Raw genomic sequence first — 7,097 nt, forward strand, 5'->3', positions numbered from 1 at the left:
TCTTCTCCTATACTACATTTTGTGGTGCGGAATGTGGGTTGATCCTTTATCTCACAATAGTTTTGAAATGCTTGTCACCCCTTGAGAAGAGCATCTTAGTTTTGTGCGATACATGAGATAATAAAATGAAGTAAATAAAATCAGGGCAAACAATCCAGCCGAAACTACGGATGTTGTGAGCGGAATCAACAATAAAGAAGTCAACAATTCAATTCCAATTAAACTAATCAAAATCCAAACCACCATTTGACGTTCCATCAGACTACAAAGAATTGCTCCTGTTGGCGCACCAACTACCACAACCGGAACCGCCGCTAACCAATAATTACTGACGGGAGTAACAAAATCCCCCAGGATAAAGTTATGAATTAAAAAGCCTGTGACGGCATTAATTGCCATCAAAATCACTGAAGTAGGAGTGCTAACTTTCTCACACAAACCAAATAGTAACACCATTACAGAGTAGGCAAAAACATCCATTCCACTTCCGACTAAACCGCTAATCATACCACCCATTAATCCGACGACTAGAGATAAAATTTTTTCTCGTTTACCCCAGTGTTCAATAGTAAATTTCCGTTCATTCTTAGTTAAATTTAAGTGAATTAAAATGAGGGCAAAACTGCCAATCATCATTGTAAATGAAATTTTTATGACTTCGGGAGGAAGTAAAGGAGCCAGAAAAGCTGTTCCCATAAAAATACCTGGAATTCCCCCTAAACTCACCCAACGAATTAACTTCCATTCTACTTGAGTTTTCATAGCCACAATCGTAAAAGATGCGGCACTCATGCCAATACTTTGAATGGCTAAAGAAAAGAGTTTTGCATCAGGGGGAGAGACGTGAAGCCACTTTGTTAAAGCTGGAAAAGCAACTGCGCCTCCTCCCATACTTGTCGCTCCTGCAACCATGGAACCAAAGACCATTGTGAAGGCAAATTCCCAATGTTCAATCAGGTTATAAATAGCTCGACTAGGTTCAAGAATAATCAGCCAGCTTGTCCAAACTGTGAGTACACACAATAGACTATAACGAATGGAACGTTGGGATAAAATCAACTGAAATAATGAATACATAAACTTTAAACTATTGAAGATTATTTTTTTATAAAAAAGCTAATTTTATCAGCTTTTTGATTGCGGCTTTGATCAAATATAATTAATATCCCTTAAGTTGATTATTAGTAAACAAATTGATATAATATCATCCTAGGTTAAATACTTATACTTTGGCAGAGGAAAGGCAGAGGGCAGAAGGCAGAAGGCAGAAGGAAGAGAGCAAAGTTTGAAGTGAAGAAGTTTTTATAACTAATCATCCGAACATGATATAACAGGGATTAAAAATCCTCATATTTTATTACTGATTTAAAAAACAGTCAAAAAAAACAACTCGTGAGTTGAGTTTTATCAGTTGTAAAAATTTTGCAAATCAGTTTATCCTCAAAAAGTGATGGGTTGTTGATATTTGATGAATAGTGTTTTTCAATAGACATCTCCAGAGATGTCTGGAATCATAAAATTACATAATGCATAATATTTCTGTTGAAATAGCACCAGACATCTCTATCTATTGTGATGAACTTAGAAAGGAAGAGGTCCAGGAACTTGAATTCCTTTCTGAACCGCAGGACGTTCTGCAATTTGATCGTGCCATGCGATTAAGCAGGAAAACTGATCGAAGCCAAATCCCATACGTTTAGCAGTATAAACCCAACCCCAATGGGCAATATCTACAATAGAGTATTCATCACCGCAGAGATATTTTTGCTGCTTCAAACGTTGTTCAAGGACACCATACAGCCTTTCAGTTTCTTTGGTATAGCGTTCAATTGCGTAAGGGATTTTTTCAGGAGCAAACAAGGCAAAGTGCGCTCGTTGTCCGAACATTGGTCCAATAGAAGCCGCTTGGAAAAACAACCATTGAATTGCTTCCCAACGACCTTGAGTTGATTGTGATACTAACCGTCCAGTTTTATCTGCAAGATAGAGTAAAATTGCACAGGATTCAAATACCGTTTGTCCAGTTTCTTGATCTACAATTACTGGAACTTTAGCATTAGGATTGAGTGCAACAAATTCTTCTTTGAATTGTTCTCCCTCATAAACATTTATATGCTTTACAGTGTAAGGGAGTTCAAGTTCTTCCAAACAAATAGAAATTTTGTGACCGTTTGGGGTATTGTGTGTGTACAGTTCAATCATTGAAGACTCCTAGGTTGAGCAGTGAAATTTTCAGTTAACTTGATGTGAAAGCCCCCTAAATCCCCCAATTTAGGGGGACTTTTAGAAGCAAGTTGACTCTTATTCCCCCCAAATTTGGGGGTCTAGGGGGGCAAAATGTCAGTATTCCGGATAATTTATCTTGTTTTTTTTGATAAGTTATTACTCAAAAATAATAATGCCAATACAATCACCAATCCGGAATTAAAAATTGAAGGTTCAGGTACAGATTGACGGGGATATTCTTGAGTTGCTTCGACAATACTCAGCACTTCAGAAACCTCAGAAAGAGATTTCTGAGCCTGATTTGCAAATAAATTATGAGAACGGACAGTAGGATGAATCGGATTCCAGAATACAAATTCATCAGGATTGGTTGCATTCGTATCTAAAAAAGCCTCTGTGACATTAGAAAACCCAAAGTTAGCTGGATTTTCTATAGCTTGATTCAGGGCTGAATACATATCAACCTGAATAATATTGATATCTGAATTTTGTTCAACTTCTTCTAAAGCTGTTTGCAACGCTGCATTATGATCTTGAGTAACTTGTGCCAGTCTTTGCTGAACTTCAGGAGAACCATTAACAGCAAGGGGAATTGCACCTAAATCAAAAAGATTAGGTATCATAATATTTTTTGCCCCTGCATCGGCTAATTTATCAATTGTTGTTAATAAGTTGGTAATGGGTGTATCAACTTCCGTTAGACTTAAACCCACATAATCATTACCGCCTCCCCAAACCATATAAAGTGCATCGGGATCGGCAACAGGATTTTCGGCGACAAAATCATCAATTTGTGTTTGGATTCCGGGTAAAGGCAGTAGGTTATCGGGTAAAACATCTGTTCTCGGATTGAGAACATTATCGGTTCCTGTCGTTGCACCTCCATAGGCGACATTATTTTCAGGATTTATCTCTAAACCCAACTCAGGGATTAAAGTTTCAATCCAAATTATCCCATTGGTAAAACGTCCTTCAAAATTTGGAAATTCTGGAAAAATACCGTTAGTCAGTTCAAACAAATTCCCATCATCAGAAAAACTATCTCCAAAGACATAAACATCGCTAAAAAGTTTGCCGGGAAGATCACCCTGATATTGACCAACTGTTAGGTAATGATCGAGGGGACTGTTGGCAGTACCATTTGCGATCGCATCAGCCACTTCTGGATATTGAGAAAGATAAAAATCTTCATCAAAGATTTGATCGATAGTGATGCTCATCAAAAATTTCTCCTTGTCCTAGTTGAGTTATCAATTTAAGTCCTGGAGCAGGATTTTTTCCACTCCAGTTTTTATTTTCTGAGATTAAAAAAGTCTGACGCTAAACTTCTGTTTATAAAGTTTTAGAAGACTTTGTTTTAGATGAATTAAACATGAAACTACGTTCTACATTCCATTGATTTGACTTGCGATTTTTGAGCATTAAACCTGCACCGATTGTACCAAAAGCTAACAAACCAACAGGGAAAGAAGACTCAGGGATTGATCTTGTCCTAATAATAGCCTGGTCTGCTAGCAGACCAATAGAAGCTCCACCCGTAGGATTTTTTAAGAATAAGTCAATGGTGTTAATGTCATTAGGTAGGGGAATATTTACCCTTTGAAAACTCTCGCCAATACCAAACTCAATTGGGATTTCAGTTCCAGTACCTAGAAAAATGCTACCACCAACAATATCCTCAACAGCACCAGTGCGGATTACATCTACTGTTGCGACAGAAGACCCTTCCTCAGTGAAGAATTGATTACCGGCAAACTCTAGTGAGCTAGGAAATATAAGCCCGTTTGCTGGGGCGGCTTCCAAAAGTTCTTCAGGATTTACAGGAGGTTGATTAAATGGATCTGTTACGGGCTGACCGACTTCCCGGAAAAAGTCTTCAACTCCTGTAGGTTCATAATAAATGAGTAGCCTCGCCAAATCTGATGTCTGATTTCGGAAGGCGTGCTTGCCATTTTCGGGGCCAAAAATAAGCGTTTCAGGTGGTGTCAGTGCTGTTTGGTCTTCTAATTGAAACTCTAAAGTACCATCCAGCATGAAAAACCACTCAGCTTCATTTTCATGGAAGTGTAATGGAGTACCACCACCAGGGACAACAACCACATCTAATAGGGTGTATTGTTCATTAGTGGTCTCGCCTGTTTCAACAAAGGAAATTCGTCCACCTGCAACCCATGCAGTTTCTAAATCTTGGTAGAATAAAGATGTCGCTGAGATATCATCTAACCCGGCTACATAATCAGTGATAGCCGTGGGAATGGGGCCATTCAAAAAATCATAGATATCAATCGGGCTAGATGTTTCTGTCGAGCTAGATGTTTCTGTTGAGGAATCCTGTTGTTCATGCTCATGGAAATGTAAACCAACGTGAGCTTGTGCGGGGAAACTGATTCCTAAAGCTAATAGAAATGAGCTAGCGACGTAAAATGCGGTAGACTTAGTTTTTGTATTCATTAATAAAAATAGTTGCTGGAGACCCACACTATAAAGTGTGTTTTAGTGTTGGGAGGAAAGCAACCAGCATATAAATTACTTTCCCCTAAAATTTGAGAACAAACTTAATTGATCGCCCGAAGTGCACCATTAAACTTTTTACATCTAGTAGTCAACTCAGAAGTATCAAACAATGACAATTGAATTGGGCTATCTAAGTTCCCTCTTTTCTGGAGATGTCTAATGATTTACTGATTTACGATTTTTATTCAACAGAGCGCCTGCACTGCAAGCCATGAGTAGTAAACCAGAAATCAAAGAAGGCTCAGGAATATTTACATTGTCTTGATCATCTGGAGTACCAAATGTCATAACAAAATCTTCTAATTTAGAGGGATTATCAGTCGTAAATAGTAGAGTGCGAGCGGAAAATGTTTCAAAGTTACTAAAACTGTACTTGCTTCCTTCTGGCAAGTAAATAAAGGTATCCGGATCGGCACTAAAGGATTGATCGGCAACATTAATAGTTAGCTCTCCATCCAACGTGTAGAGTGCTAAATCGGTTGGAGCTGTTAATAATTCTTCAATCCCTGAGTTTTGTTCGGGAATAAAGACATCAAATAATGAGAGCAGTCCTTCCGTTTGATTCAGGTTAGCAACCTGTGTATAATTACTTCCACCTAACCAAAAAGAATTCGGATTCGGATCAGGGAGTAACAGAGGAAAATCATCCGGAGAATACCCATCAATTAAGGTGTAAGTATTATCCTCACCCAAGGTGAAAAGGGCTTTATTTTGTAGGAGTGCAATACTGGTATCAATCGGATCAACTAAGGTCAGTTCAAAGTTCTGATTTTCTGCACCTTCAATACCAGTAATCTCTAAGTTTTGAATTCGTTCTCCATCCCCAAAGGTAACAGGAATTTCAGCAACAGTTGAGTCATCTTCAGGATTACTAACAATCAGTGTCGCACTCGCTTCTCCATCAGCTTCACCCGGACGAATTACAACAAGTTCAGGATCACCCTCTTGCGTAATTCCAAATTGAGGGGGAGTAATGAGTAATGAGTCAGGTGCCACTACCCCAAAATCCCTCAACAGTTGGAAGCCACCCTCTAATAATTCAGGTGTTGGAAGTTGAGGAAAAGGTGGATTATCAGAGGTTCCCGGTTGACCCAAAAGTTCAAATAGGCCATCAATTCCAGCCGGGATTACAAACTCTATGTGACGGGCAGGTTCTTCACCCGCATTAACAAAAGCATGGAGAACATCTTTCGGTTTAGAAATGAAGGTTCCAGGTGTCGCAGTAAAGAGTTGGTCTTCAAGTTGATAGGTTATTTCTCCCTCAAGAACGTAGACAAACTCATCTTCAAGGGTGTGATAGTGAGGTAGTGGTCCACCCGGTAAGGTAATGAAATCAAAAAGTGCTAACTGACCATCAGTATTGTCACCAATTTCAACAAACTCTGCGTTGTCACTGAATAGCCAAAAGCCCGGACGGTCTACATCAGGTAATACAACTGGAGTGTCACCATTTGCTGTGATTTCAAGAGTATTTGAAGCTTCAGTAGCATTGGTCGGAATGGTAAAAGAAGAAACATTTGAGGAATCCTGTTGTCCATGCTCATGGAAATCAAAACCAAAGTGAGCTTCTGCTGGAAAACTGATTCCCAAAATTAATAGAAATGAACTAGCGACGTAAAATGCGGTAGACTTAGTACTGGCATTCATGGGTATACCTGCTAAAAATTTTGACAATGTAATGGTCTGAAATTCCCTGGTCTCCCAAGGAATCTCGAAAATTATACAATACCAACGTAGTTTCGGGCAAAATTCTTAGCAAATGTTGATGAAGTTGTTAATTGAGAGAGCTTAGATTCACTGAGTTTACGTCGAAAACGTACATCCTCTAAATCCTCTCCTTCCGGTGAGTGCAACATTGTTAACAAGCTGTAGGAGAATTCTTGAGCACGCCAGATGTAGGGCAAGCGAATTTCGGAGTAGCGGTTTAGATAAGAAAGATCGTGGTTTTCGAGATAGTAGCTAATCAATGTCTCTGCTAAAACTCCCGCATCTTGCACCGCTAAATTTAAGCCTTTTCCACCCATTGGGGTAATAATATGAGCTGCATCTCCTGCTAATAATAATCGTTGATAACCCATGGGTTCCATCACATAATTCCGCAGCTCCATAATACGCTTTTGAAAGATTTCGCCTTCATTTAACGGACATCCTTCTTTAGCAAGCCGCTGGTGTAAATTAGCCCAGATGTGCTCATCTGACCAATCTTCTAAAGTATCGGTGCTGGGAATTTGAAGGTAATAGCGAGAAATCTTGCTATTGCGAAGCATATGAGCTGCAAAACCATCTGGATGTACACCATAAAGAGTATACTGGGCTGCGGAATTATGTGATGGAACCCATGGGTTATCAACGATTAT

At 39.1% G+C, this 7,097-nt stretch carries 6 protein-coding genes; all 6 read right to left on the minus strand.

What is annotated here, in order from left to right; all coding sequences use genetic code 11:
• Positions 1–51 precede the first annotated feature (51 nt).
• On the minus strand, positions 52–1,077 hold the full coding sequence (locus F6K13_RS11400; RefSeq protein WP_240041527.1) for a sulfite exporter TauE/SafE family protein: 1,026 nt from the start codon (positions 1,075–1,077) through the stop codon (positions 52–54).
• 504 nt (positions 1,078–1,581) lie between these two features.
• Entirely contained in the window at positions 1,582–2,202 is a 621-nt protein-coding gene (locus F6K13_RS11405) for a glutathione S-transferase family protein (RefSeq protein WP_124146328.1), read from the minus strand.
• A 155-nt stretch (positions 2,203–2,357) separates the two neighbouring features.
• The gene (locus tag F6K13_RS11410) at positions 2,358–3,446 is read right to left on the minus strand and encodes an SGNH/GDSL hydrolase family protein (protein ID WP_153183450.1); all 1,089 of its coding nucleotides are present in this window, start codon (positions 3,444–3,446) and stop codon (positions 2,358–2,360) included.
• Positions 3,447–3,558: 112 nt separating this feature from the next.
• Positions 3,559–4,677 (minus strand): cupin domain-containing protein, encoded by a 1,119-nt coding sequence (locus F6K13_RS11415; protein ID WP_124154142.1) that lies wholly within the window; start codon positions 4,675–4,677, stop codon positions 3,559–3,561.
• A 219-nt stretch (positions 4,678–4,896) separates the two neighbouring features.
• Positions 4,897–6,387 carry a cupin domain-containing protein gene (locus F6K13_RS11420; RefSeq protein WP_124146325.1) on the minus strand — a complete coding sequence of 497 codons (1,491 nt, stop codon included), beginning with the start codon at positions 6,385–6,387 and terminating at the stop codon, positions 4,897–4,899.
• Between the two features lie 71 nt (positions 6,388–6,458).
• Positions 6,459–7,097 (minus strand): FAD-dependent monooxygenase (locus F6K13_RS11425; RefSeq protein ID WP_287287410.1); only part of this gene is annotated, 639 nt, incomplete at its 5' end.

Source organism: Okeania sp. SIO2B9 (assembly GCF_010672505.1).
GTDB lineage: Bacteria > Cyanobacteriota > Cyanobacteriia > Cyanobacteriales > Microcoleaceae > Okeania > Okeania hirsuta.

Excerpts from the sequence above, each read along its gene's own strand:
- F6K13_RS11410 (WP_153183450.1), bottom strand. The coding sequence starts at position 3,446 with ATGAGCATCACTATCGATCAAATCTTTGATGAAGATTTTTATCTTTCT.
- F6K13_RS11400 (WP_240041527.1), bottom strand. The coding sequence starts at position 1,077 with ATGTATTCATTATTTCAGTTGATTTTATCCCAACGTTCCATTCGTTAT.
- F6K13_RS11415 (WP_124154142.1), bottom strand. The coding sequence starts at position 4,677 with ATGAATACAAAAACTAAGTCTACCGCATTTTACGTCGCTAGCTCATTT.
- F6K13_RS11405 (WP_124146328.1), bottom strand. The coding sequence starts at position 2,202 with ATGATTGAACTGTACACACACAATACCCCAAACGGTCACAAAATTTCT.
- F6K13_RS11420 (WP_124146325.1), bottom strand. The coding sequence starts at position 6,387 with ATGAATGCCAGTACTAAGTCTACCGCATTTTACGTCGCTAGTTCATTT.